The sequence below is a fragment of the Actinoplanes ianthinogenes genome (genome assembly GCF_018324205.1).
In the GTDB taxonomy this organism is placed as follows: domain Bacteria; phylum Actinomycetota; class Actinomycetes; order Mycobacteriales; family Micromonosporaceae; genus Actinoplanes; species Actinoplanes ianthinogenes.
Genome location: NZ_AP023356.1, coordinates 3,999,037 through 4,023,031 on the forward strand (window position 1 = coordinate 3,999,037; position 23,995 = coordinate 4,023,031).

At 70.5% G+C, this 23,995-nt stretch carries 24 protein-coding genes; 6 read left to right on the forward strand and 18 right to left on the reverse strand.

Annotated features, from left to right (window positions below; translation table 11 throughout):
* Positions 1-15 precede the first annotated feature (15 nt).
* Positions 16-840 (forward strand): putative RNA methyltransferase, encoded by an 825-nt coding sequence (locus Aiant_RS17885; RefSeq protein ID WP_189328418.1) that lies wholly within the window; start codon positions 16-18, stop codon positions 838-840.
* A gap of 1 nt (position 841) precedes the next feature.
* On the opposite strand, the gene Aiant_RS17890 is transcribed toward Aiant_RS17885, so the two are convergent.
* The 12 genes from Aiant_RS17890 to trpS all read right to left on the reverse strand — a co-directional run bounded on the left by Aiant_RS17890 (position 842) and on the right by trpS (position 12,312).
* Positions 842-1,522 (reverse strand): DUF4272 domain-containing protein, encoded by a 681-nt coding sequence (locus Aiant_RS17890; RefSeq protein WP_189328417.1) that lies wholly within the window; start codon positions 1,520-1,522, stop codon positions 842-844.
* A gap of 6 nt (positions 1,523-1,528) precedes the next feature.
* Positions 1,529-2,806: a thymidine phosphorylase gene (locus Aiant_RS17895; protein WP_189328416.1), complete on the reverse strand. Its 1,278-nt coding sequence runs from the start codon at positions 2,804-2,806 to the stop codon at positions 1,529-1,531.
* 46 nt (positions 2,807-2,852) lie between these two features.
* Positions 2,853-3,569, reverse strand: coding sequence for a cytidine deaminase (locus Aiant_RS17900; protein ID WP_189328415.1), 717 nt, complete (start codon positions 3,567-3,569; stop codon positions 2,853-2,855).
* 86 nt (positions 3,570-3,655) lie between these two features.
* Positions 3,656-4,924 (reverse strand): ABC transporter permease, encoded by a 1,269-nt coding sequence (locus Aiant_RS17905; RefSeq protein ID WP_189328414.1) that lies wholly within the window; start codon positions 4,922-4,924, stop codon positions 3,656-3,658.
* 4 nt (positions 4,925-4,928) lie between these two features.
* Positions 4,929-6,170 carry an ABC transporter permease gene (locus Aiant_RS17910; RefSeq protein ID WP_189328413.1) on the reverse strand — a complete coding sequence of 414 codons (1,242 nt, stop codon included), beginning with the start codon at positions 6,168-6,170 and terminating at the stop codon, positions 4,929-4,931.
* Positions 6,167-7,645: an ABC transporter ATP-binding protein gene (locus Aiant_RS17915; RefSeq protein WP_306415811.1), complete on the reverse strand. Its 1,479-nt coding sequence runs from the start codon at positions 7,643-7,645 to the stop codon at positions 6,167-6,169. Before Aiant_RS17915 ends, Aiant_RS17910 begins: the two co-directional genes overlap by 4 nt.
* 163 nt (positions 7,646-7,808) lie before the next feature.
* Complete coding sequence (locus Aiant_RS17920) at positions 7,809-8,903, reverse strand: BMP family lipoprotein (protein WP_189328412.1); 1,095 nt, start codon at positions 8,901-8,903, stop codon at positions 7,809-7,811.
* A gap of 255 nt (positions 8,904-9,158) precedes the next feature.
* On the reverse strand, positions 9,159-9,392 hold the full coding sequence (locus tag Aiant_RS17925) for an SCO4848 family membrane protein (RefSeq protein WP_189328411.1): 234 nt from the start codon (positions 9,390-9,392) through the stop codon (positions 9,159-9,161).
* Between the two features lie 21 nt (positions 9,393-9,413).
* On the reverse strand, positions 9,414-9,800 hold the full coding sequence (locus Aiant_RS17930) for a hypothetical protein (RefSeq protein WP_189328410.1): 387 nt from the start codon (positions 9,798-9,800) through the stop codon (positions 9,414-9,416).
* A gap of 8 nt (positions 9,801-9,808) precedes the next feature.
* The gene (locus Aiant_RS17935) at positions 9,809-10,729 is read right to left on the reverse strand and encodes a YhjD/YihY/BrkB family envelope integrity protein (protein ID WP_189328409.1); all 921 of its coding nucleotides are present in this window, start codon (positions 10,727-10,729) and stop codon (positions 9,809-9,811) included.
* A gap of 21 nt (positions 10,730-10,750) precedes the next feature.
* Entirely contained in the window at positions 10,751-11,281 is a 531-nt protein-coding gene (locus Aiant_RS17940) for a 2'-5' RNA ligase family protein (RefSeq protein WP_229829805.1), read from the reverse strand.
* 5 nt (positions 11,282-11,286) lie between these two features.
* Complete coding sequence (gene trpS, locus Aiant_RS17945; RefSeq protein ID WP_189328408.1) at positions 11,287-12,312, reverse strand: tryptophan--tRNA ligase; 1,026 nt, start codon at positions 12,310-12,312, stop codon at positions 11,287-11,289.
* A 156-nt stretch (positions 12,313-12,468) separates the two neighbouring features.
* Here trpS and galE point away from each other — a divergent pair, with 156 nt between their 5' ends.
* The 5 genes from galE to Aiant_RS17970 all read left to right on the forward strand — a co-directional run bounded on the left by galE (position 12,469) and on the right by Aiant_RS17970 (position 17,610).
* Complete coding sequence (gene galE / locus Aiant_RS17950) at positions 12,469-13,443, forward strand: UDP-glucose 4-epimerase GalE (protein WP_189328407.1); 975 nt, start codon at positions 12,469-12,471, stop codon at positions 13,441-13,443.
* Between the two features lie 31 nt (positions 13,444-13,474).
* A complete protein-coding gene (gene galK, locus Aiant_RS17955) occupies positions 13,475-14,626 on the forward strand; it encodes a galactokinase (protein WP_212847096.1) in 1,152 nt (383 codons plus the stop codon).
* A 181-nt stretch (positions 14,627-14,807) separates the two neighbouring features.
* The gene (locus Aiant_RS17960; protein ID WP_189328406.1) at positions 14,808-15,782 is read left to right on the forward strand and encodes an IS481 family transposase; all 975 of its coding nucleotides are present in this window, start codon (positions 14,808-14,810) and stop codon (positions 15,780-15,782) included.
* 534 nt (positions 15,783-16,316) lie between these two features.
* Entirely contained in the window at positions 16,317-16,523 is a 207-nt protein-coding gene (locus Aiant_RS17965) for a hypothetical protein (protein ID WP_189328405.1), read from the forward strand.
* A 277-nt stretch (positions 16,524-16,800) separates the two neighbouring features.
* Complete coding sequence (locus Aiant_RS17970; protein ID WP_189328404.1) at positions 16,801-17,610, forward strand: ATP-binding protein; 810 nt, start codon at positions 16,801-16,803, stop codon at positions 17,608-17,610.
* Between the two features lie 9 nt (positions 17,611-17,619).
* Here the strand turns inward: Aiant_RS17970 and cysN are convergent, their stop codons facing one another.
* From cysN to Aiant_RS18000, 6 genes are all read right to left on the reverse strand, one after another.
* A complete protein-coding gene (cysN, locus tag Aiant_RS17975; protein WP_189328403.1) occupies positions 17,620-18,918 on the reverse strand; it encodes a sulfate adenylyltransferase subunit CysN in 1,299 nt (432 codons plus the stop codon).
* Entirely contained in the window at positions 18,918-19,829 is a 912-nt protein-coding gene (gene cysD, locus Aiant_RS17980; protein ID WP_189328402.1) for a sulfate adenylyltransferase subunit CysD, read from the reverse strand. Before cysD ends, cysN begins: the two co-directional genes overlap by 1 nt.
* A gap of 51 nt (positions 19,830-19,880) precedes the next feature.
* A complete protein-coding gene (locus Aiant_RS17985; RefSeq protein WP_189328401.1) occupies positions 19,881-20,777 on the reverse strand; it encodes a 3'(2'),5'-bisphosphate nucleotidase CysQ in 897 nt (298 codons plus the stop codon).
* A gap of 28 nt (positions 20,778-20,805) precedes the next feature.
* Positions 20,806-22,500 carry a sugar transferase gene (locus Aiant_RS17990; protein ID WP_189328400.1) on the reverse strand — a complete coding sequence of 565 codons (1,695 nt, stop codon included), beginning with the start codon at positions 22,498-22,500 and terminating at the stop codon, positions 20,806-20,808.
* Between the two features lie 138 nt (positions 22,501-22,638).
* Positions 22,639-23,226, reverse strand: a complete 588-nt coding sequence (pth, locus tag Aiant_RS17995; protein WP_245006658.1) for an aminoacyl-tRNA hydrolase — start codon at positions 23,224-23,226, stop codon at positions 22,639-22,641.
* Positions 23,227-23,324: 98 nt separating this feature from the next.
* Positions 23,325-23,939, reverse strand: coding sequence for a 50S ribosomal protein L25/general stress protein Ctc (locus Aiant_RS18000; RefSeq protein WP_189328398.1), 615 nt, complete (start codon positions 23,937-23,939; stop codon positions 23,325-23,327).
* Between the last annotated feature and the right edge of the window lie 56 nt (positions 23,940-23,995).

Sequence of the window (23,995 nt, forward strand, 5' to 3'; positions counted from 1 at the left end):
GGAAAAAACTTCTTCATGATCGATGGCGCATTGCCGTACCTGAGGTGCCCGGTGTGTCGACAGACACTCGACCGGCACGACCGAGCCCTCCGCTGCCCTCGCGGGCACAGCTTCGACATGGCCAAACAGGGCTACGCCGACCTGAGCGCCGGTCGCCTCCCGCACACCGGCGACAGCGCCGAGATGATCGCGGACCGCGCGGACTTCCTGGCCGCCGGCCACTATTCGTTCATCGCCGAAGCCCTCACCCAAGAATCAAGACCCTTTACGGTACGACCTGAGCCCGCTCTGATCCTCGACGCCGGCACCGGCACCGGCGACTACCTGGCGCACGTGCTCGACGCCTGTCCGGCCGCCACCGGCCTGGGCCTGGACGTCTCGAAACCGGCCCTGCGCCGGGCCGCCCGGGCGCATCCCCGAGCCGCGGCCGTGCTGACCGACCTGTGGCGCCCGCTCCCGGTCGCGGACGCCGCCGCCACGGTGATCCTGAACGTCTTCGCCCCGCGCAACGGCCCCGAGTTCCACCGGGTGCTCCACCCGGACGGCGTGCTGCTGGTGGTCACCCCGGCCGCCGACCACCTGGCCGAGCTGATCGCGGCGCACGGCCTGATCCAGGTCGACCCGGACAAGGCGGCCCGGGTCAGCGAGGCGCTGGAGGAGCACTTCGAGCCGGTGGCGAGCGGCACCCACCGGCACCCGATGCGACTGACCGCCGCCGAGGTCCGCACCCTGGTCGGGATGACGCCGAGCGCCCGGCACGTCCCGGTCGCCGCGCTGCCGGCCCGGGATCTGCCGGTCACGGCGGCGATCGTGCTCACCGCGTACCGAAAAAGGGTCTGACCTAGACCGACAGGTCGACCTCTTCCCATTCGGGTGGTTTGTCGTGGTAGGGGCCGTGGAAGACGACGGCCCACTCCAGGGCCCACCGCCGCTGCCCGATCGCGTTGCTGTCGACCTCGCCGGGCAGCGGCTGCCCGGCGTGCTCGGCCTCCTGGTAGGCCCAGTCCAGGCAGTAGTAGAGATCGAGCAGCACCGCCGCCTCGGCGGCGTCGCGGACCGCGACCAGCGACCGGGACCGCCAGCGGCCGAAGGTCTCCCCGGCCGGCAGGTCCGGCATCTGGCTCATCAGCTGGTCGTCCGGCGGAACCGTGGGATCCAGGTGCCGGCCCAGGCCAAGCAGCCAGGCCAGCGCGAACACCGCGTCGTGGTGCAGCACGAACGAGCGGTGGTCGCCCTTGGCGCCGATCACGAACTGCCACTCCGGCGGGGTGACCAGCTCCACCAGGTGCGAGGCGAGCAGCCAGCTCATCGCCGCCTCGGTGGGCATCCCGAAGCAGCGGGCCACGACCACGTGCAGCACCGCGGCACGCGCCTCCAGCTCGGCGACCGGGCGTAGTTCGACCGTGTCGCCGAGCTCCCAGACCAGCGGAAAGCTGGGCGGCGGCAGCGGCAGGCCGAGCCGGGACAACTCGTCCAGGCTGGCCTCGCGAACCGCGCGTGGGTCGGGGGCGGCCTTCGTCATGGTGCGTCAGGCTATGCGGTCCAGCAGCAGACCGGCAGAGGCGGGGGCATCCGATCCGATCTTGATGGCGGCGACGGCATCGGCCCGGGCCGCGGCGATCCGGGACTCGTCGTCGGTCCGCAGCTCCAGCAGCACGTCACCGGCCGTCACCCGGTCCCCCGGCTTGACCCTGAGCTGCACGCCGGCGCCGAAGCTGACCGGGTCCTCCTTGCGGGCCCGGCCGGCGCCGAGCCGCCAGGCGGCGACGCCGATCCCGAACGCGTCCATCTCGGTGACCACGCCGCTGCTCTCGGCGCGCAGCACCTCGGTGTGCGCCGCGACCGGCAGCGCCGCGTCCGGGTCACCGCCCTGCGCCCGGATCATCGCCTTCCAGGCGTCCATCGCCGCGCCCGAGGCCAGCACCTTCTCCGGGTCGGCGTCCACACCGGCGGCGGCCAGCATCTCCCGCGCCAGGGCGAGAGTGAGTTCCACCACATCGGACGGTCCGCCGCCGGACAGCACCTCGACCGACTCGGCCACCTCGTTGGCGTTGCCGACGGCCAGACCGAGCGGGGTGCTCATGTCGGTGAGCAGCGCGACGGTGGTGACCCCGCTGTCCTTGCCCAGCCGCACCATGGTCCGGGCCAGCTCCTGAGCCTGGGCCAGGTCCTTCATGAACGCTCCGGAGCCGACCTTGACGTCCAGCACCAGCGCGCCGGTGCCCTCGGCGATCTTCTTGCTCATGATCGAGCTGGCGATCAGCGGGATGGCCTCGACCGTGCCGGTGACGTCCCGCAGGGCGTAGAGCTTGCGGTCGGCCGGCGCCAGGCCGTCACCGGCCGCGCAGATGACCGCGCCGATCTCGTCGAGCTGCCGGATGAACTCGTCGTTGCTGAGCCGGGCCCGCCAGCCGGGGATCGACTCCAGCTTGTCCAGCGTGCCGCCGGTGTGACCGAGACCACGGCCGGACAGCTGCGGGACGGCCACGCCGCAGGCCGCGACCAGCGGGGTCAGCGGCAGCGTGATCTTGTCACCGACGCCGCCGGTGGAGTGCTTGTCGGCGGTCGGCCGGGACACCGCGGACAGGTCCAGCCGCTCGCCGCTGGCGATCATCGCGGCGGTCCAGCGGGCGATCTCGGCCGGCGTCATGCCGCGCAGCAGGATCGCCATGGCCAGCGCGGACATCTGCTCGTCGGCGACGACACCCCGGGTGTACGCGTCGACGACCCAGTCGATCTGCGCGTCGGTCAGCGTGTGCCCGTCCCGCTTGGCCCGGATGACGTCGACCGCGGCGATCCCGCTCACTGTTCCTCCATCTGCGTGCTCTCCCGGCCGGCGACCTCGATGTCGATCATGCCGGGTCTTCCTTCCAGCGCTGCGGGATTCCCTCCGGCAGCTCACCCTCGCCCGCCCAGGACAGACCGCCCTCGGCGTCCACCACCACGATCCGCGGCGTGCGGACCAGGCCCCAGGCCACCGCGGCGGAGGCGGTCGGGAAATTCGGCCCCTCCTCCAGGATGCCCTTGTCCTCGCCGGTCCCCGGGGCGCCCGACGAGCGCTCCCAGTACCCGGTCCAGATCGTCGCGCCGCCGGACAGGTCCGGGTGCACGAAGACGGTGCCCCGCCCGCGCCACTTGGCCAGCTCGGCCGGGACCTCCGGGCCGCCGGCCGGGCCGGTGACCTTCTCCATGTCCACCCAGCCGAACGCCTGCGGCAGCAGCTCGTCCATCCGCAGCGGCCGGGGCAGCGCCTCGACCAGCATGTCCGGGCCGCCGTGCTCCCACAGGATCTGCCGGCAGCGGCCGCACGGCATCAGCGGTGCCCCGGTGGCATCCACGCAGGACATCGCCACCAGCTTGCCGCCGCCGGTGGCGTGCAGCGAACTGACCATGCCGCACTCGGCGCACAGGGTCATGCCGAGGGACGCGTTCTCCACGTTGCAGCCCACCACGACCCGGCCGTCGTCGACCAGGGCGGCCACGCCGACCGGGAAGTCGGACGCGGGCACGTAGGCGCGCCGCATCACCTCGATGGCGGCCGCTCGTAGCGCCGCCCAGTCGATCTCCATGATTCCGATTCTGCCCCACTGTCCGGTCCGCCAAAGACGGATGCCCGGGCCGGGCCCGGGCATCCGTGCATCCTGTGCGGAAGACGTCAACTCTTGATGTACGGAATGCCGTCCGCGGCGGGCGCGCGCACCCGGCCGACCAGTCCGGCCACCGCGATGATCGTGGCGATGTACGGCAGCATGCTGAGGAACTGGTTCGGCACCGGGCTGCCGATGGCGGCCAGGTAGAACGCGAGTTTCTGAGCGAAGCCGAAGAACAGCGCCGCCCCGAACGCCCCGATCGGCGAGTACCGCCCGAAGATCAGCGCGGCGAGCGCGATGAAGCCGGCGCCGGCCGTCATGTTCTTGGTGAAGCTGCCGGTCGCCACCAGCGTGAAGTACGCCCCGCCGAGGCCCGCCACCACGCCGCCGAGCAGCACGTTCAGGTAGCGCAGGCCGCGCACCCGGATGCCGACCGTGTCGGCCGCGGTGGGGTGCTCGCCGACCGCTCGGGTGCGCAGGCCCCACCGGGTCCGGTTGAGCCCGAAGTGGATCACCACGACCAGCGCCAGGGCGATCCAGAGCAGCAGCGTGGCGTGGAAGAACACCGGGCCGAGCACCGGGATGTCGGCCAGCACCGGAATGCGCCAGCTCGGCATCTGCGGCGGGGTGTTGTACTTCGCCGCGTCGGGCTGCATCAGCCGCTCGTAGAGGAAGCCGGTGACACCGAGCGCGAACAGGTTGAGCACGATGCCGACCACGGTCTGGTCGACCAGGTAGCGGATCGACAGCACGGCCAGGATCGCCGCGATGATCACGCCGCCGACCGCGGCGCTGATCAGGCCGGCCCAGACGCTGCCGGCCATGGTGCCGATCAGGGCGCCGCCGAACGCGCCCATCAGGAACTGACCCTCGATCGCCACGTTGACCACGCCGGAACGCTCGCCCAGCACGCCGGCCAGGGCGCCCAGGATCAGCGGCAGCGCCAGGTCCATGGTGCCGCTGAGGGTGTCCTCCAGGGCCAGGAACTGGCCGGCCACCTGCCAGCACAGGAACGACAGCACGAAGGTCACGATGCCGGTCACCAGCAGCGCGTTCGACCAGCGCTTGAGCAGGCCGGCCGCGAGCAGGCCGCCGGCGATCAGGGTCAGCACGCCGAACAGCACCGCGCCGAACTGGCCGTTGATGGCGAGTGCGGCGCCGGTGGCGTCCTCGGTGAGCGTGAAACGGGCGTCCTCGCTCGGCGCGAGCGAGCCGAACAGGACGGCGGCGACGGCGCCGAGCAGGATCAGGGCCACCCCGAAGCGGCGCTGCCGGGTCCAGAACGGCTCCGGCGCGGCGACCTCGGTCAGCTCCTCCACAGTCGTGGTCGACATGTCCTCAGCCCTTCGCCGTGGTGCGCGCGGCACGAAGTTGGAAGATCGCCTTCACCAGGGCGGGTGCGGCGATGAAGATGACGATGAGGGCCTGGAGCACGGTGACCAGCTCCAGCGAGATGCCGGTGAACGACTGCATCCGGTTGCCGCCGGCCCGCAGCGCGCCGAACAGCAGCGCGGCGAGCAGCGTGCCCCACGGGCGGTTGCGGCCGAGCAGGGCGACCAGCAGGCCGTCGAAGCCGATGTTGCCGGCCACCGACGGGGTCAGCGCGTACGCCGTGCCCAGCACCTGGGTCGCGCCGCCGAGCCCGGCCAGGCCACCGGCCACCGCCATGAGCAGCGTGTACGTCTTGGCCACACTGATCCCGGCGGTCTTCGCGGCGTGCGCGTTGGAGCCCACCGCCCGCAGCTCGAAGCCGAACGCCGACCGGTTGAGCAACCAGGCCACCCCGGCGGTGACCAGCACCGCGAGCACGATGCCCAGGTGCACCCGGAGCACCCCGCCGAACGACGGCAGCTGGGCCGACTCGGCGACCACCTTGCTGATCGCGTCGCTGCGGCCGGGCTGCTGGATGCCCTTCTGGATGACCAGCCAGGCCAGCAGCAGGCCGGCGATGTAGTTCAGCATGATCGTGGTGATCACCTCGTGCGCGCCGGTGCGGGCCTTGAGCAGGCCGGGCAGGAAGCCCCACAGGGCGCCGCCGAGCACGCCGGCGACCAGCGCCACGATCAGGTTGAGCACGATCGGCAGGCCGAAGGTGAACCCGGCCGCGCCGGCCGCGATGCAGCCGAGCACCGCCTGGCCCTGCGCGCCGATGTTGAACAGCCCGCCGCGGAAGGCGAGCGAGACCGACAGACCGGTGAAGACCAGCGGAGCGGCGTAGGTCAGCGTCTCGGAGATCGGCGAGAGCGCGTCCTGCCAGGTGCCGGTGCCGGAGAGCCAGGCGCTGATCGCCTCCGGGTCGCCGAACGCGCCCTTGAGCAGGTCGGCGTAGGCCGAGCTGATCAGGGTCCAGCCGGCGTTCAGCGCGTCGGACGGGCGGGCCGTGAAGTAGCCGAATTTCGCCAGCACCGCCGAGTCGGAGACGACCACCAGCACGGCGCCGATCACCACGGCCAGGAAGATCGACAGGACGGTGACCGTGACGCTGTTCGACGCCCAGAGGTTGCGGACGAAGGCGTTGAGGAACGTCTCCTTACCGGCGGGTTCCGTTTCTTTCTTCGGCTTGGTCGCCTCGGCGGTCACTTCTTCTCCTCGTTGCCGCCGGTGATGCCGGCCATCAGCAGGCCGATCTCCTCGCGCGGGGTGTCCGGCGAGACGATCGCCAGGATCCGGCCGCGGTACATCACCGCGATCCGGTCGGCGAGCCCGACCACCTCGTCGAGCTCACTGGAGACCACCAGCACCGCGGTGCCCTGGTCGCGCTCGTGGACGATCTGGCCGTGGATGAACTCGATCGAGCCCACGTCCACGCCGCGGGTCGGCTGGGACGCGATGAACAGCCGCAGCGGCCGGGACATCTCCCGGGCGATGACGACCTTCTGCTGGTTGCCGCCGGAGAGGGTGCCGACCGCGGACTCCGGTGACTGGCACCGGATGTCGAACTGGTCGACCCGCTCCTTGGCGTTGCCGCCGATCTTCGTGAGGTCCAGGCGGAACGCGTTGCCGAACGGCTCCCGGTCGTACATGTCCAGGATCAGGTTCTCGGCGACGCTGAACTCCTTGACCACGCCGTCGTGGCTGCGGTCCTCGGGGACGTAGCCGACGCCGGAGCGCAGGATCCGCTTGGTGCTCTGCCCGGCCAGGTCCTCGTTGTCCAGCTCGACCTTGCCGGCGCGCACCTCGCGCAGCCCCATGATCGCCTCGACCAGCTCGGTCTGCCCGTTGCCCTGCACCCCGGCGATGCCGAGCACCTCACCGGCGCGGACCTCCAGGTCGACGCCGTCGACCGCGCGGATCCCCCGGTCGTCGTCGACGACCAGGCCGGACACCTGGAGCACGGCGCGGCCCGGGTCGGCCGGCTGCTTCTCCACCTCGAGGCTGACCGCACGGCCGACCATCAGGGCGGCCAGCTCGTCCTCGCTGGTGTCCGGGCTGGCGGTGCCGACGATCTTGCCGCGGCGGACCACGGTGATCCGGTCGGCGATCGCCTTGACCTCTTTGAGCTTGTGGGTGATGAAGACGATCGACTTGCCCATCTCGGTGAGCGAGCGCATCACCGCGAGCAGTTCGTCGGTCTCCTGCGGGGTGAGCACCGCGGTCGGCTCGTCCAGGATCAGCAGGTCGACGTCGCGGGTCAGCGCCTTGACGATCTCCACCCGCTGCTGCGCACCGACCGGCAGGTCCTCGACCAGGGCGTCCGGGTCGACCGGCAGGCCGAATTTCCGCGAGGTCTCCAGCACGTCCTTACGGGCCCGGCGGCGGTCCAGCCAGCCGAGCGGGCCGCCGCGGGTCTCCTCGGCGCCCAGGGCGATGTTCTCCGCCACGGTGAAGACCGGGACCAGCATGAAGTGCTGGTGGACCATGCCGATGCCGGCCGCGATCGCGTCCCGGGGGCTGCGGAAGACCTTGGGCTCGTCGTCGACGACGATCTGCCCCTCGTCCGGTTGCAGCAGGCCGTACAGCTGGTTCATCAGGGTCGACTTGCCGGCGCCGTTCTCGCCCAGCAGGGCGTGCACCTCGCCGGGCTCGACGGTGATGTCGATGTGGTCGTTGGCCACCAGGTCGCCGAAGCGCTTGGTGATGCCGCGCAGTTCCAGTTTCAGCGGAATCTCCCGAGTCTCGGTGCTGGTCCTGGTGGGGGGTGATCTAACGCGAGCCGCCGCCGGTCACGGATCTGAGAACCCGTGGCCGAGCGGCGGCCGACATGCTACTACCGGAAGGTCACTTCGGGGCGCTGGCCGACTCGGCCTTGACCGTCCCGCTGATGATGTCCTTCTTCAGCTGGTCGATCTCCGACTTCAGGGTCGCGTCGACCTTGCTGTCGAACTGGTTGTACGGCGCCAGGCTGACACCGTCGTTCTCCAGGGTGCCGATGTAACCCGGGGCGGCCGCGAGCTTCTCGCCCTTGGCGCCCTTGACCACGGACTCCTTGACGGCCTCCTCGACGTTCTTCACCACCGTGCTGAGGAACACGTCGCAGTACTGCGCGGCCGACTTGCAGCCGTCCTGGTCGACCCAGATGACCGAGACCTTGCCGGCCGAGTCCTTGGCGACCTGCGCGGTGCCCAGGCCGGTGCCGCCGGCGACCGGCAGGACCACGTCGGCGCCCTGGGAGACCAGGGTCTGGGTGATGGTCTTGCCCTTGTTCTGGTCGATGAAGCTGTCGGCGAAGGTGCCGTTCTGCTTCGCCTTGTCCCAGCCGAGGACCTGGACGGTCTTGCCCTTCTTCTGGTTGTAGTAGGCGACGCCGTCGGCGAAGCCGTCCATGAAGATGGTGACCGGCGGGATCTTCAGGCCGCCGTAGGTGCCGACCTTGCCCGACTTCGAGTAACCCGCGGCCAGGTAGCCGGCCAGGAAGGCGGCCTGCTGGGTGGCGAACTGCATCGGGTAGACGTTGGCGCCGGAGCTGCTGCTGTCCACGATGGCGAACTGCGAGCTCGCGCTCTCGCCGGCGACCTTCTTGGTGGCGTCGCCCATCAGGCCGCCGACCGCGAGGATGTAGTCGCACTTCTGCGAGACGAAGTTACGCAGGCCCGGCTCGTAGTCGGCCTCGGAGGACGAGGAGACGTACTTCGGGTCGACGTTGCTGGCCTCGGCCTTGGCGGCCTGGATGCCGGCCCACGCGGAGGCGTTGAACGACTTGTCGTCGATGCCGCCGGTGTCGGTCACCATGCAGGCCTTGTAAGCGGCGGCGGCGCTGGCGCTGGCGCTGCCGGACGAGGTCTCCTCCGGGGCGTTACCACAAGCGGCGGCCGCGAGCGTCAGCCCACCTGCCGCGAGAATCGCCACGATCCGCTTCCCACGTACTGGGCGCAAGACGCCCTCCTTCCACTGCTCACCGCACACTCGGTAAGTCTCAGGTCGGCAGCGTATCCGTGGGTCATGGCGTTCTCAGGCGTTCGGTACGGACTGTTGGCGCACCGTTATCGCGCCGCAATCACCAGGGATTTTGCCTGCCGCTTTCGGTGGGATCCCAGTCGAATTGCCCGGTGGTGGCGTAACGAGGGATTAATCTTCGCGCTCGGCAAGGCCTTCCGGTCACGGTTCGCAGCAGTTGCGGTCACTTTTCGATCACGGCTTTTTCGGTACGGCCTTCCAGGCTCGCACCCCGAGCACGCCCACAGTCGTCCCGATGATCAGCGAGGCCCCGATCAGCAGGGCGTGCACCACGAGGAACGCGGTCGGGGTCCCGCCGTCGAAGGACCGGTCGTCCTTGTAGATCGCCACCGCGAACCGGGGCCAGATCACCCAGGTCCACACGCCGACCGCCATCAGGAACGCCGCCCACCGTCGCGTGATCACCACCGCGCCAGTATCGCAGCGCGGCTACCCGGCCAGCCGGGCGGCTATCCGGCGCCATCCGGCGCGCACCTCGGCCGGCTCCGGCTCGTCCGGCGGCGGCCCGCTGCCGGCCGGTTCGGCCACCAGGTCGTCGACCGGGTCGGTGTCGTCCCGCGCCTGCGCCCGGACCAGCTCGATCTCCTCGCGGATGGCGTCCACCCCGGCCAGCGGCAGCATCGGCTCGACCACCGCCATCAGGTCGTCGTCGGCCACCACCGCGCGAGCCAGCGCCACCGCGTGGTCCCGCTCGTACGGCCCGCAGACCACCGGGTCCCAGTCCTCCCGGTCGCCGAGCGAGCCGATGGTGATCACCCAGGGCCGGTCGGCGAGCGGCGAGCCGGGTGGCAGGTGCAGCGTGACGAGAGTCCCCACGCTGCACATCATCGCGGCCGGGCGTCCCGGATCCACAGGTTTTGGCCCACCGGGGCGGTCTTGTCCTCGGCCGACAGGTCCACCACCCGGCCGTGCGGGCTGGTCGCCGCCCAGGCCGCGCCGAACAGCAGCACCTGGTGGAAGACGTAGAGATACACCAGCGCGCCGACGGCCGAGCCGACCAGGCCGTACGCCGGATTGCGCTGGACCATCGCGACGAACGACTTGCCCACCGTGTTGAGCAGCATCAGGCCGATCCCGACCTGGAGCACCGGCGGCGTCATCCGCCGCGCGGTCATCCGCAGCCGGGGCACCGCGGTCAGCAGCGCGGCGGCCAGCAGCATGTTCACCGCCAGCGTCAGGATCAGGCTGACCACCGCCAGGGTGGTCTGGAAGCCGCCGTTGGCCATCCAGTCCAGCGCTTTCTCCAGGCCGTAGACGGCCAGCTGGGTGAGCGCCAGCAGGACCAGGATGCCGACCAGCACCAGCAGGTCCAGGCCCTGCCGGACACCGAAGTACCCGGGCTGCTCGCGGAGCCGCCAGATGTGCCGCTGCGAGGAGCGGATCGCCTCGACCCAGCCGATGCCGGTGAAGGTCAGGCCGACGATGCCGACGATGCCGACCGTCTTCTTGCTGTCCAGGATGGCCTGCACGTCGAGGAAGGGCAGGTTCTGCCGGAGGAAGTCGTGCACCGCCTCGAACAGCTCGGGGTTGCTGGTGATCAGGAACCCGAAGACCGAGTAGCCGATGAGCAGCAGCGCGAAGACCGCGAAGAAGGCGTAGTAGGCGCTCGCGGCGGCCAGCCGGCCGCCCTGGACCCCGTCGTAGCGAAGCAGCGCCCGGCACAGGTGGTCGAAGTAGCGGGAGCGATACCGCACCTTCATGATCCGGGCGGCCACCGCGTCGTACGCCCGATCGATAGGGTTCACGGCGCGACCGTAGCCGACAGGTCAACCACCGAGTGGGAAGTCACGCCGGGGCCGCCACGGACCCTCGCCACCGTGCGAGAAGAGGGTGAACGACGACACCGGGAACTTGCAGGAGAACCCGGCCAGGTCGTCGAAGACCGCGTCCAGCGCCGCCGGCGGCACGTCCTGCGCCACGGTGACGTGCGGGTGGTACGGGAACCGGCTGTCCCGGCGGATGTCCTCGGACCGGGTGATCGCCTCGGCGAGCAGCTCACACTCGCTGATGCCCATCGCCAGGCTGACGAAAACCACCTCGGTGACCGGCCGGAACGTGCCGGTCCCGCGCAGGTGGATGGTGAACGGCGGCTGTGCCGAGGCGACCGACTCCAGGTGTTTCTCCACCGCCGGCAACGCGTCGGTGTCCACCTCGGTCGGGCCGAGCAGGGTGACGTGTGCCGGCGTCCAGGCGGCCTGCGGGTCGCCGGCCTCCGCGCGCCGGCGGGTCAGCATCGTGCCCCAGGGCTCCGGGATGTCGACGGCCACGCCGATGCGGGTGCGGGCGGGGTCGGCCACCGGGGTCAGGCCCCGCGGGCGGGGCTGAGGAAACCCACGTTCTGGTACGTCTTCGCGAGCGTCCGGGCGGAGACCGCGCGCGCCTTCTCCGCGCCGATCGCCAGGAGCTTGTCCAGCTGCGCCTTGTCGTCCAGATACGCCTTGGTCTTCTCCTGGATCGGCTTGACGAACTCGACCAGCACCTCGGCCAGGTCCTTCTTCAGGTCGCCGTATCCGCGGCCGTCGTACTGCTCCAGCAGCTCGTCGATGGTGCGCATGGTGAGCGCCGCGTACATGGTCAGCAGGTTGCTGATGCCCGGCTTGTTCACCTCGTCGTAGAGGATCTCCCGGCCGGTGTCGGTGACCGCCGACTTGATCTTCTTGGCCGAGCGGGCCGGGTCCTCCAACAGCTCGATGATCCCGTTCGGCGAGGAGGCCGACTTGGACATCTTGATCGTCGGGTCCTGGAGGTCGGTGATCTTCGCGGTGTCCTTGACGATGTACGCCGAGGGCATGGTGAAGGTCTGCCCGAACCGGGTGTTGAACCGCTGCGCGAGGTCGCGGGTCAGCTCCAGGTGCTGCCGCTGGTCCTCGCCGACCGGGACCTGGTCGGCCTGGTAGAGCAGGATGTCCGCGGCCTGGAGGATCGGGTAGGTGAACAGCCCGACGCTGGTGCTGTCCTGCCCCGCCTTGGCCGACTTGTCCTTGAACTGGACCATCCGGCCGGCCTCGCCGAACCCGGTGATGCAGCTGAGCACCCAGCCGAGCTGGGCGTGCTCCGGCACATGCGACTGGACGAAGAGCGTGCACCGCTCCGGGTCCAGCCCGAGCGCGAGCAGCTGGGCCACCGAGATCCGAGTACGGTTACGAAGCGTGGCCGGATCATGGCCCATGGTGATCGCGTGCAGGTCGACCACCATGTAGAACGCGTCGTGGGTCTCCTGCATCGCCACCCAGTTGCGCACCGCGCCCAGATAGTTGCCGAGGTGGAAGGAGTCGGCGGTCGGCTGGATGCCGGAGAGCACTCGCGGGCGGCGGGCAACGTCGGACATGGGGGTCATTGTGTCAGTCCCGGCCCGGATACCGCGAACCCCCTCACCGCCTTGCGGGCATGTTCGAACCTGTTGACCTATGAGCGATTATGGAGGATTCTTGTCATCGCGTCCGCGGGGTACGGCCGCGACATCTTTCAGAGAGGGCCCTGAGCCGTGAAATTGCTCGTCACCGGCGGCGCCGGATACGTCGGCAGCGTCACCAGCCGGCTGCTGCTCGACGCCGGCCACGAGGTCGTGGTGCTGGACAGCCTCCGAACCGGATTCCGCGAGGCGATCGCCCCGGACGCCACGTTCGTCGAGGCGGACATCGCCGACGCCGCGCGGGTGCTCACCCCGGAAGCGGGCTTCGACGCGGTGCTGCACTTCGCCGGGCTGATCGCGGCCGGCGAGTCGATGGCCAAGCCCGAGCTCTACTGGCACGAGAACGTGGTGAAGTCGCTGGCCCTGCTGGACGCGATCCGGGCCGCCCGGGTGCCGCGGGTGATCTTCTCGTCCACCGCCGCGGTCTACGGCAACCCGGTCGAGATCCCGATCAGCGAGACCGCCGCCAAGGCGCCGACCAGCACGTACGGGTCGACCAAGCTGGCCTTCGACCTGGCGCTGACCTCGGAGACGTTCGCGCACCAGCTGGCCGCCGTGTCGCTGCGGTACTTCAACGTGGCGGGGGCGTACATCGCCGGCGGGCACGAGATCGGCGAGCGGCACGATCCGGAGACCCACCTCATCCCGATCACCCTCCAGGTGGCCGCCGGCAAGCGGGACAAGCTCCAGCTGTTCGGCGACGACTACCCGACCGCCGACGGCACCTGCGTCCGCGACTACATCCACGTCGAGGACCTGGCCCGGGCGCACCTGCTGGCGCTGGAGGCGGCCACCCCCGGCGAGCACAAGATCTACAACCTGGGCAACGGCAACGGCTTCTCGAACCGGCAGGTGGTCGAGGCGGCCCGCGAGGTGACCGGCGCGGCGATCCCGGTGGAGATCGCCCCGCGCCGCGACGGCGACCCGGCCACCCTGGTCGCGTCCGCCGAGCGCGCCCGGGCGGAACTGGGGTGGGCGCCGCGGAAGAACACGCTCCAGACGATGATCGGTGACGCCTGGACCTTCTACCGCAAGCACGTGGCATGAGCTACGCCGACCGCCCCCACGGAGGCACCCGATGAGCGACATCCCCGCCGCGGCCACCGCCGCCTTCACCGCGGCCTACGGCGCCGCGCCGGCCGGCCTCTGGGCCGCGCCCGGCCGGGTCAACCTGATCGGCGAGCACACCGACTACAACGACGGTTTCGTGCTGCCCTTCGCGCTGCCGCAGCGCACCGTCGCGGCGGCCGGCCCGTCCCCGGACGGCACCTACTCGATCTGCTCGACCCTGGCCCCGGAGCCGGTGACGTTCGGCGCGGACACCGCGCCGGGCGAGGTCACCGGCTGGGGCGCCTACGTCGCCGGGGTCGTCTGGGCGCTGCGCGACGCCGGCTTCGAGCCGCCGGTGGCGCGCATCGCGATCGCCTCCGACGTGCCGCTCGGCTCCGGCCTGTCGTCGTCGGCCGCGCTGGAGTCGGCGGTGCTCACCGCGCTGATCGACCTGGGCGGTCTGGACGTCCCGCTGGAGCGCCGCCCGGCGATCGCCCAGCGCGCCGAGAACCTGTATGTCGGCGCACCCACCGGCATCCTCGACCAGTCCGCGTCGATCCGCTGCGAGGCCGGCCAGGCGCTGTTCCTGGACTGCCGGTCGTACGCGATCGAGCAGATCCCGTTCGACCTGGCCGCCGCCGGACTGGCCATCCTGGTGATCAACAGCAACGCCCCGCACCAGCACGTCGACGGCGAGTACGGCGCCCGCCGCAAGAGCTGCGAGGAGTCCGCCGCGATCCTGGGCGTGCCCGCGCTGCGCGACGTCACGGCCGGCGAGCTGCCGGCCGCCCTGGACCGCCTCGGCGACGAGGTGCTGCGCAAACGGACCCGGCACATCGTCACCGAGAACCAGCGGGTGCTCGACACCGTGGCGCTGCTGCGCGCCGGCCAGGTCCGCGAGATCGGCCCGCTGCTGACCGCCTCACACGTCTCGATGCGCGACGACTTCGAGATCACCGTGGCCCAGGTGGACGTGGCGGTGGAGGCGGCGCTGGCGGCCGGCGCTCACGGAGCCCGGATGACCGGCGGCGGCTTCGGCGGCTGCGTCCTGGCCCTGATCGACGCCGCCCGCGCGGCGGAGACCGCGGACGCCGTTGCCGAGGCCTACGGCGAGCGTGGTTTCACCGCACCGACCAGCTGGCTCGCGACGGCCGGCCCCGGCGCCACCAAACTCCCCTGACCCGAACGGCATCAGCCCGCCAGCCCCGCCAACTGCCCCAGCCCGCCCACCCTAGGTGTTCTGCCCACCGGACGTTGGTAACGCGGCGGGATTGCTGAAACGGGTGAGGACCTCCAGGTGAGGTGGAGCTTGTCGAAGGTTCCACACCGACCCAGGAGGTCCTCGTGCCCACGCTAACGCTGTGCTGACCGAACGCGGCCGATTGCGGCTGGCACGGTGCGTCGTGGACGACGGCTGGCCGCTGCGCCGGGCCGCGGAGCGCTTCCAGGTCAGCCCCACGACCGCGAAACGCTGGGCTGACCGTTACCGCGATCAGGGCCCCGTGGCGATGAGCGACCGGTCCAGCCGGCCACACACGAGCCCGAACCGCACGTCGACGTCAGTCGAGCAACATGTTCTGCGGCTGCGACACCGGGAACGGATCGGGCCGGCCCAGATCGGCTGGCGCCTCGGCATGCCGGCTTCGACCTGCCATGCGATTCTGCGTCGAGCCAGCGTCGTCCGGCTGGCGCATATGGATCGAGCGACCGCCGAACCGATCCGCCGCTATGAGCACCCCGCACCTGGCGACCTGATCCACGTCGACATCAAGAAACGCGGCAACATTCCGACCGGTGGCGGCTGGCGCACCCAAGGCGACGACCATCAAGGACGACTCAACCGGACTGCCACCCCCGGACACCACACCGACAAGCGCGGAAATGCCCGCCTGGGCTACTGCTTCCTGCACACCGCCCTGGACGACCATTCGAGGCTGGCCTACACCGAGATCCTGACCGACGAAACCAAAGAGACCGCAGCCGGCTTCTGGCGGCGAGCCCATGCCTGGTTCGCCGGCCACAACATCACCACCACGCGGGTCCAGACCGATAACGGCTCCTGCTACGTCTCCCGGCTCTGGCAACAGACCTGCACCGAGCTAGGCGTCACGGTGAAGAAAAACCGTCCGTACCGGCCGCAAACCAACGGCAAAGTCGAACGCTTCCACCGCACTCTCGTCGATGAATGGGCTTACGCCACGGCCTACACCAGCGAAAAAGAACGGCGCGAAGCCTTACCTCGATTCCTGCACACCTACAATCACCACCGGCACCACTCCGCCATCGAAGGACCATCCGCCAGCCGCGTTCCTAACCTCTCTGGGCAGAACACCTAGGGGGACCATCCCTGGCCAGTGTGGCGGATTTTGGAGGGGCCGGCGGGCGGGCTTGTGGACGGCGCGGTGGTGTGGACAACGCCCGACGCGAGTGTGGGGAGAGCCCGAGGTGCCCACGGCGCGGACGCGGGGACGGCACGAAGTGCCCACGACGCGGACGCGGAAAACGGCGTCAAGTGCCCACGACGCGAGCGCGGAAACGGCGTCAAGTGCCCACGACGCGAGCGCGGAAACGGCGTCAAGTGCCTACGGCGCGAGTGGGAACGGCGAGGGGCGCCTACGGCGCGAGTGTGGGAACGGGCCGTCAGATGTCTAACGGCGTGAGGTGCCTACGGCGCGCGGGATGGACGGTGTGGTGGTGGACGGCGGGGTTTCGGTGACCACCCGCGGATCTTGAAGGGTGGGCTGATTGGTTTGGACGCGTCAGCGGCCAGATCAGCCCACCCGGCCCGCGCGGGAGCATGCGGTCCGCACCCCGGCGGACGCGCGTAGAAGAAGATTTTGATCTTGGTCATGACCGGGTATGGCTGGCGCATGACGACTGAACCGAACCCGCGCGAAGACAACGAGCCGAACGAGTTCGGCTTCTCCGGGGACCCGAGCCTGCCCGAACCGCACGAGATTCCGCACCTGGCCGAGGGCGAGGGCGAGCGGATCGCGGTCCCCTCCGACGACCTCACCGGCGCGATCACCGAGGCGATCGAGGAGGTCTCCGAACACCGCGGCCACGACGAGGCCTGAGCGGCCGGAAGAACCGGGGCCGACGCGACCCGGCCGCGAACGAACCGAAGCGGAACAACCGGGGCCGACGCGACCCGGCCGGAAACGAACCGGACCGGAACAACCAGGCGAAGCCGACCCCGGCCGGGAACGAAGCAGGCCGGAGCAACCCGGCCGAGCGGCGCAAAGGTGGGCCGGGGGCGGACCGTTCGGGTGTCCCCCCACCTGGCCTTTCGCCCGACACCCGCAGGAGCGAGACCAGGGGGCCCTCGGCCGGACGGCGGTTATGGTGTGGGGCATGGGGGTCAGCCCACCGTATGTTCACGATGACACCGAGCAAGGTGTCTCCGTCAGCGTCGACATCGCCGCCGACGCTGCCGTCTCGCTGCTCACGGTTCGTGGCCCCTGGGACGATCAGCTCCGGCGCAGCACGTCGGTCTCGTTGCGCCGATGCTTCACCGAGCATCCGGACGCCCTGATCGTCGACCTCAGCCGGTTGCGCGACCCGCACAGCGAGAGCGTGCCGACCTGGACCACGGCGCGGACCGTGGCGGCCGCCCTGGAGCCGCCGGTGCACCTGGCCCTGTGCGTGCCGCCGGACCTGCCGCTGGCCGACCGGATGCAGGGGCTGGGGGCGGGGCGGTTCCTGCCGGTCTACGCGAAGGTGCGGCAGGCGCGGGTGGCGGTGACCGGCCGGATCCCGGAGGGCGAGCGGATGGTCGTCACGCTGCGGCCGGACACCGACGCGCCGAGTCTGGCGCGCAACCTGGTCAGCGACGCCTGCCTGGCCTGGGGCCTGGCCCGGCTGCTGCATCCCAGCCGGCTGGTGATGTCCGAGCTGGTGACGAATGCGGTGGAGCACGCCGGCACGGAGATCCGGGTGGTGGTGACGCGGCGCGGTGCCGGGCTGCACCTGTCGGTCGGCGACGGCGACCCGCGGATGCCGCGCCTGCGGCGTCCGGCTCCGCCGCGGCGGGGCCGGCCGCTCGACGAGCGGGGCCGCGGCCTCCAGACCGTGCACGAGACCGCCGAGCTGTGGGGCGCGGTGCCGACCGAGAGCGGGAAAGTGGTGTGGGCGACGGTCCGGGAGCGCCGGACCGTCGCCTGAGCCGCCGGGCTAGGACGCCTCGATGATCATGCCGGCGGCGACCGTACGGTTGGTCGCCTCGTCGATCAGGATGAAGCCACCGGTGGTGCGGTTGCGCCGGTACTCGTCGGCGAGCAGCGGCACGGTGGTGCGCAGCCGGACCCGGCCGATCTCGTTGAGCGCGAGGCCCTGCGCCGACTCGTCGCGGTGCAGCGTGTTCACGTCGAGGCGGTACTGCAGGCCACGCACCACGGTCCGGGCGGTCCGGGTGGTGTGCTTGATCGTGTACTTGCCGCCGACGCGCAGCTGGGCGCTCTCGTCCATCCAGCAGACCATCGCCTCGATGTCCTGCGCGACGGCCGGGGCGTTGTGCGGCCGGCAGATCATGTCGCCGCGCGAGATGTCGATCTCGTCGGTCAGCCGGACCGTCACCGACATCGGCGGGAACGCCTCGTCGACCGGGCCGTCCGCGGTGTCGATCGCCGCGATCTTGCTGGTCAGCCCGGAGGGCAGCACCATCACGTCGTCGCCCGGCTTGAGCACGCCCGAGGCGACCTGGCCGGCGTAACCGCGGTAATCGGTGACCGTGGTGGACTGGGGACGGATCACGTACTGCACCGGGAAGCGCACGTCGACCAGGTTGCGGTCGCTGGCGATGTGCACGTGCTCCAGGTGGTGCAGCAGGGACGGACCCTCGTACCACGGGGTCTTGTCCGAGCGGGAGGCGATGTTGTCGCCGTTGAGCGCGGAGATCGGGATGATCGTCAGGTCCGGGGCGTCCAGCTTGGCGGCGAACGCGGTGAACTCGTCGGCGATCCGCTCGAAGACCTTCTGGTCCCAGTCGACCAGGTCCATCTTGTTCACGCAGAGGACCAGGTGCGGGACCCGCAGCAGGCTGGTCAGGAAGGCGTGCCGGCGGGACTGCTCGACCAGGCCCTTGCGCGCGTCGACCAGGACCAGCGCCAGGTCGGCGGTGGAGGCGCCGGTGACCATGTTTCGGGTGTACTGGATGTGCCCCGGGGTATCGGCGATGATGAACTTCCGCTTCGGCGTGGCGAAGTATCGATACGCCACGTCGATCGTGATGCCCTGCTCCCGCTCGGCGCGCAGGCCGTCGGTGAGCAGTGCGAGGTTCGTGTACTCGTCGCCGCGGGACGCGCTGGCCGCCTCGACCGCCTCGAGCTGATCCGCGAAGATCGTCTTGGTGTCGTACAGCAGACGGCCGATGAGCGTGGACTTGCCGTCGTCGACGCTGCCCGCGGTGGCGAACCGGAGCAGGTCCATGTTGCGCGTGGCGCCGGCCTCAGGCTCGAGAACTGCCTGGCTCATCAGAAGTAACCCTCTCGCTTACGGTCTTCCATCGCGGCCTCGCTGACCTTGTCGTCGCCGCGGGTCGCGCCACGCTCGGTGATCCGGGTCGCGGCGACCTCGTCGATCACCTTCTCGACCGTGTCAGCGTCGGAGAGCACGGCGGCGGTCTGCGACGCGTCGCCGACGGTCCGATAACGCACCCGGCGGACCTGGGAGGTCTCGCCGTCGCGCAGCCGGATGAACTCGTTGACCGCGTAGAACATCCCGTCGCGCTCGACCACCTCGCGGTCGTGGGCGTAGTAGATGCTCGGCAGCGGGACCTGCTCCTTGGCGATGTAGTGCCAGATGTCCAGCTCGGTCCAGTTGGACAGCGGGAACACCCGGATCGACTCGCCCGGGTGGTGCCGGCCGTTGTACAGCGCCCAGAGCTCGGGGCGCTGATTTTTCGGGTCCCACTGGCCGAACTCGTCGCGGAAGCTGAACATCCGCTCCTTGGCGCGCGCCTTCTCCTCGTCGCGGCGGGCGCCGCCGAAGAGGGCGTCGAAGCGGTACTTCTCCACGGCGTTGAGCAGCACCGGGGTCTGGATCCGGTTGCGGGTGCCGTCCGGCAGCTCGCGGACCAGGCCGGTGTCAATCGCCTCCTGCACGCTGGCGATCACCAGGTTCAGGCCCAGGGCGGCGACGCGCCGGTCCCGGTAGTCCAGCACCTCGGCGAAGTTGTGACCGGTGTCGACGTGCATCACCGGGAACGGGATCCGCCCGGGAGCGAACGCCTTCTCCGCGAGGCGGAGCATGACGATCGAGTCCTTACCGCCGGAGAAGAGCAGCACGGGGCGCTCAAACTCGGCCATGACCTCCCGCATGACGAAGATGCTCTCCGCCTCGAGAGCATCCAGATGCGAGACGCGATAGTCCTTCGTCTGGCTCATCAGTTCAAACCCCAGCTCATTCTGCGATTTTCCACGGCCGCAGCCGGATCGTCATTGTGGCGGAAGATGCTTGCTGATCGCAGCAAGCAACCGAGGAGCGAGATCCTTGCGACAAACGACCAGGTCAGGCAACTTCGGATCGGCCTGGTTATAGCTCAGCGGCGAGCCGTCGATGCGGGATGCGTGCAATCCCGTGGCCAACGCCACAGCCACCGGCGCCGCCGAGTCCCACTCGAACTGCCCGCCGGCGTGCACGTATGCGTCCGCCTCGCCGCTGATCACCGCGGCGATCTTCACCCCGGCCGAGCCCATCGGCACCAGCTCGGCGCCCAGCTCCTCGGCGAGCGCGGTGACGAACGCCGGCGGCCGGGTCCGGCTGGCGGCGATCCGGATCGCTCCCCCGGTGGCCGACTCCAGCGGCATCGGCGGGTAGGCCGGTGGGTTGTCGGTGGCGATGGTGCGGTGCCGGGCCGGCATCGCGACCGCCCCGGCGGCCAGACAGGACGCGTGCGACTTGCACGCGTCGGCGGTCCAGAGCGCCACGTGCACGGCCCAGTCGGTGCGGCCCTCCTCGGAGAACTCCCGGGTGCCGTCCAGCGGGTCGACGATCCAGACCCGGGACGCGCTCAACCGGTCCGGGCGGACCATGTCCGGCTCGCCCTCGCGCCAGACCACCTGCGCGTGCTCGTCCTCCTCGGAGAGCACCGCGTCAGCCGGGCGCCAGCGGGCCAGCTCGGCGCGCAGCAGGTCGTGGGCGGCCTTGTCACCGGCCTTCTTGAGCGCCTTGCCGTCGGCGTGGCCCATCTCGGCGCGGACGCGCAGCAGCTCCTGACCGGCGCGCTCGGCGAGCCACCGGGCGAACGCGGCGTCGATCACCGGTGGTGCGCCGCCCTCGACGCCGTCCCGGGGTGTGGCCACGCGCGCGGACGCCTGTGTCTGCTCGCCCATCGTCTCGCTCCTTCGTCCAGCCGAGATGTCAATACGCTCCCGAGGAGCGCACCACTGCGGTCAGTGTCCGCAACAGGATCACCAGATCCAAACTGAGCGACCAGTTCTCGACATAGCGCAGGTCGAGCCGGACCGCCTCTTCCCAGGAGAGATCCGACCGACCGGACACCTGCCACAAACCGGTCATCCCCGGCTTGACAGCGAGCCGGCGCCGTACGTCGTCGGCGTAGGCGGCAACCTCCGTCGGCAACGGCGGCCGCGGTCCGACCAGCGACATCTGCCCGGAGAGCACGTTCAGCAGTTGCGGGAGCTCGTCCAGCGAGAACCGGCGCAACCACCGACCGACCGGGGTCACCCGCGGGTCGTCACGGATCTTGAAGAGCACACCGTCGTGCTCGTTCAGATGCCTCAGCTCGGTGAGCCGGGCCTCGGCATCCAGGTACATGCTGCGGAACTTGAAAATCCGGAACATCTGCCCATCGCGTCCCACACGTACCTGCCGAAAGAGTACCGGGCCACGTGACGTGAGTCGCACGCAGAGCGCGACCCCGAGCAGCACCGGCGCGAAGAGCACCAGCAACAGCAGCGCGCCTACACGATCGACCAGGTCCTTCACCAGGCGCGATCCGCCGTGCAGCCGGGGATGCTCGACGTGCAGCATGGGCAGGCCGTCGAACGGCCGGATCGTGGTACGCGCCCCGGCCACGTCCACCAGCGCACTGGCGACTACCAGGTCCACCTCGTCGCGTTCCAGCCGCCAGGCCAGCCGGCGCACCGCGGCGCCGTCCAGCTCCGGGCAGCTGAGCACCACCACGGTGTCCGCGTCGGCCTGCTCGACCGCGGCCGCCACGTCGTCGAACGTGCCGTACACCGGCAGGTCCACCGCGATGCCGTCGGCGCCCGGCGGCAGGCAGGCGCCCACCACCTCCAGGCCGTGATAGCGCTCCCGGCGCAACTGCCGGGTGATGCCGATCACCGACAGCTCGTGTCCCACCACGATCACCCGGCGCAGCGCGGCACCCCGGGAGCGGGCCAGATGCAGCCGCTTGCGCAGGGCGAACCGGAGCACCAGCACCGTGGCGACGGCGGCGGGCAGCGCGGCCAGCACATAGGAGCGGGCCAGATCGAGATCCAGGGCGTACGACACCAGGGCCACCCCGGCGATCAGCCCGATCCCGCCGCGGATCACCCGCTGGTACTCGTCCGTGCCGACGAACAGGTAGCGCCGCTCGTACGCCCGGGACACCGCCAGCACCGCCAGCAGCACCACCGGCAGCAGGGCGGAGAGCAGCACGTACGTCCGGTTCCAGGTGGTCAGCTGGTCGCCGAAGCGGAGCCCGAACCCGGCTGCCCCGGCGCCGATCCCGGCGGCCAGGTCGGCGAGCACCAGGCTGCGGACGTACCGGCGTTCCCACCGCTGCCGCCGGGACAGCACGGCGTGCCGGCCCCGGGGCCGGACGAACGGGCGGGTGGCCGCGGACCGGTTGCGCCGCTGCGACCAGTGCCGGTCCATCGCCTGGTTGCGCGCCCGATCGGCCGCACCGGACGGTGGCGGGCTCAGCGGGGCCACCGGCCCCGGGATCCTGGCGTTGCGGCCGGAGGCGTGTCGCAGCGGCGGATGCTGCGGGCCCTGATTGACCGGGTGCTCGGCCCGGATGGCCGGCAGGTCCATGGTGGGCTCGGTCAACGCGTCCAAACGGCTTTCGGACACGTCCTGCGACATCCCACGAACCCCCCGTCACGTCGGCGGCGCGCCGGAAAGCGGGCGCCTGTGGTGACCAACGGACGGACGGCGGAGCCGTCACGGTATGACTAGGCGGACAAATGGACCCAAACGGTCACGGCATTCCAGCCCGAACCATCAACTTCCGTGGTATTTGTTCTGCGCCCACTCGACACCCTCGAGCACGATCGCCTCCACCACGTCGGCCGCCCGGTCCACCAGGAAGTCCAGCTCCTTGCGCTCCGCCGCGGAGAAGTCGGAGAGCACGTAGTCGGCCGGATCCTGCCGTCCCGGAGGCCGCCCGATGCCGAAACGCACCCGTGCGTAGTCCTTGCTCCCCAGCGACTTCGACATCGAGCGCAGCCCGTTGTGACCACCCTCGCCGCCGCCGAGCTTGGCCCGAACCTGACCGAACGGCACATCAAGCTCATCATGCACCGCGATCACATGGGCCACGGGCACTTTGAAGAACTGCGCCAGCGACACCACCGGGGCACCGGACAGGTTCATATAGGTCAGCGGCTTCACCAGCACCAGCTTGGGGCCACCGAAGCCCAGCCGGCCCTCGCCCGCCTCCGCCTGCGCGCGCTTCGCCCGGCCCAGCTTCGCCCCGATCCGGGACGCCAGCAGCTCGGCCACCATGAAGCCCACGTTGTGCCGGTTGCCGGCGTACTCCCGGCCCGGGTTGCCCAGGCCCACCACCAGCCACGGCGCCTCGTCCGACACACCAACCGCCTTCCGGATGCACATCAGGGAAAGTGCCGGCCGGCACTTTCCCTGATGACTGGTTTACCGCGTTGCCTCGACGCCCGCGAGCGCCGGAATTACTCCGCCGCGGCGGCGGCCTCGGCGGCCTCCGCGTCAGCGGCGTCCTCCTCGGCCGTCTGGACGCTCTGCGCGGCGTTGATGATCGCCAGCACGGTGTCCGCCTCGACGGCGAGCTCCACGCCCTTCGGCAGCTTCACGTCACCGGCGGTCAGCTGGGTGCCCGCCTCCAGACCGGCGATCGGCAGCTCCAGCTCGGCCGGGAGGTGCAGCGCCTCGGCGACCACCGCGACGGTGTTCGACTCGTGCACGATCAGGGTGTTCTTCGCGGCCTCGCCGACGAGCGTGACCGGGATGTCCACCTGGACCTTCTCGCCCCGCTTCACGATCAGCAGGTCGATGTGCTCGTAGGTGTCCTTGATCGGGTCACGCTGGATCGCCTTCGGCAGGGCCAGGGTGGCGCCGGAGTTGCCGGCGATGTCGATGGTGAACACCTGGTTCATGCCGCCGTGGCGGATGGCGGCGGCGAACTCGCGGGCCGGCAGCGCGATGTGCTGCGGCGCCTCGCCGTGGCCGTACAGCACGGCGGGCACGAGACCGGCCCGGCGCGTGCGGCGGGCACCACCCTTGCCGAACTCGGTGCGGGGCTCGGCGCTGATCTTTACCTCGGACACGGGGAAACTCCTGAAACTCTTCGATGCGGGCTGCGTCTAAGTCTGCGGCTGCGGTA

Coding starts and splice junctions, on each gene's coding strand:
- Aiant_RS17885 (WP_189328418.1), top strand. CDS start 16: ATGATCGATGGCGCATTGCCGTACCTGAGGTGCCCGGTGTGTCGACAG.
- Aiant_RS17890 (WP_189328417.1), bottom strand. CDS start 1,522: ATGACGAAGGCCGCCCCCGACCCACGCGCGGTTCGCGAGGCCAGCCTG.
- Aiant_RS17900 (WP_189328415.1), bottom strand. CDS start 3,569: ATGGAGATCGACTGGGCGGCGCTACGAGCGGCCGCCATCGAGGTGATG.
- Aiant_RS17905 (WP_189328414.1), bottom strand. CDS start 4,924: ATGTCGACCACGACTGTGGAGGAGCTGACCGAGGTCGCCGCGCCGGAG.
- trpS (WP_189328408.1), bottom strand. CDS start 12,312: ATGTCCGACGTTGCCCGCCGCCCGCGAGTGCTCTCCGGCATCCAGCCG.
- galK (WP_212847096.1), top strand. CDS start 13,475: ATGAGCGACATCCCCGCCGCGGCCACCGCCGCCTTCACCGCGGCCTAC.
- Aiant_RS17965 (WP_189328405.1), top strand. CDS start 16,317: ATGACGACTGAACCGAACCCGCGCGAAGACAACGAGCCGAACGAGTTC.
- Aiant_RS17970 (WP_189328404.1), top strand. CDS start 16,801: ATGGGGGTCAGCCCACCGTATGTTCACGATGACACCGAGCAAGGTGTC.
- cysN (WP_189328403.1), bottom strand. CDS start 18,918: ATGAGCCAGGCAGTTCTCGAGCCTGAGGCCGGCGCCACGCGCAACATG.
- cysD (WP_189328402.1), bottom strand. CDS start 19,829: ATGAGCCAGACGAAGGACTATCGCGTCTCGCATCTGGATGCTCTCGAG.
- Aiant_RS17985 (WP_189328401.1), bottom strand. CDS start 20,777: ATGGGCGAGCAGACACAGGCGTCCGCGCGCGTGGCCACACCCCGGGAC.
- Aiant_RS17990 (WP_189328400.1), bottom strand. CDS start 22,500: ATGTCGCAGGACGTGTCCGAAAGCCGTTTGGACGCGTTGACCGAGCCC.